Source organism: Cellulosimicrobium sp. NPDC057862 (genome assembly GCF_042797035.1).
In the GTDB taxonomy this organism is placed as follows: Bacteria; Actinomycetota; Actinomycetes; order Actinomycetales; family Cellulomonadaceae; genus Cellulosimicrobium.
In genome coordinates, this window is record NZ_JBHVMH010000043.1 from 1 (window position 1) to 1,060 (window position 1,060).

The following is a 1,060-nucleotide window of genomic DNA, read 5'->3' on the forward strand; positions in this document are numbered from 1 at the left end:
TGTACTGACCCAGCAGGTTGTTGACGTAGCGAGAGACCTCCGGGTCGAGTGGGAGCTGTCTAGGAACCCGGCTCGCACCAACGGAGGTCTCTCGTGTCCCACGCTAACGCCCGGCTGACTCCGGCCGGCAGGCTGACCATGGTTCAGCGCATCGCGGCAGGCCGCCCGGTCGCGCACGTCGCCGCGGAGATGGGCGTCTCACGCACCACGGCGTGGCGGTGGTGGCGCCGCTACCGGCAGATCGGCCGGGCCGGTTTGGTCGACCGGTCCTCACGCCCGCACTCGTGCCCGCACCGCACGCCGGCATGCGTGGAGGCCAGGATCCGGATCTGGCGGCACCTGGCCCGCCGCGGGCCGGTCGACCTGGCGCGCCGGGTCGGGGTGCCGGCCTCGACGGTGGGCCGGGTCCTGGCCCGTCACCACACCCCGCTGCTGGCCGAGTGCGACCCGATCACCGGGCACCTCATCCGTGCCACGCGGCGTACTACGCGCCGCTACGAGCACCCGTATCCGGGCTCGCTGGTGCACATCGACGTCAAGAAGCTCGGCCGCATCCCTGACGGCGGCGGCTGGCGCGCGCACGGTCGTTCCGAAGAGGTCCGTGGGCGCGGGATCGGCTACGACTACGTCCACACCGCGATCGACGACCACTCCCGGCTCGCCTACGCCGAGATCCACCGCGACGAGAAGGGCACCACCTGCGCCGGGTTCCTGACCCGGGCCGCCGCGTTCTACGCCACTCACAGCATCGCCATCGAGCGCGTCCTGAGCGACAACGCGAAGAACTACCGCCAGTCCCACGCGTTCCGCGACGCCGCGGCCGATCTCGGGATCCGACTGAAGTTCATCAAGCCGCACTGCCCCTGGACCAACGGCAAGGCCGAACGCCTCAACCGCACCCTGGCCGCCGAGTGGGCCTACGCCCGCCCCTACACCTCCAACCAGGACCGAGCCCAGGCATTGCCGATCTGGCTGGACCGGTACAACCTGGAACGACCCCACACCGGCATCGGCGGCCTACGCCCCATCGACCGCGTGAACAACGTCCCGGGTCAGTACA

General features: G+C 70.7%; 1 protein-coding gene. It reads left to right on the forward strand.

Translation table 11 applies throughout. From position 1 onward, the window contains the following. Positions 1–93 precede the first annotated feature (93 nt). Positions 94–1,060: IS481 family transposase (locus ACFVN3_RS20835; protein WP_336728512.1), on the forward strand; the 967-nt coding region annotated here is incomplete at its 3' end.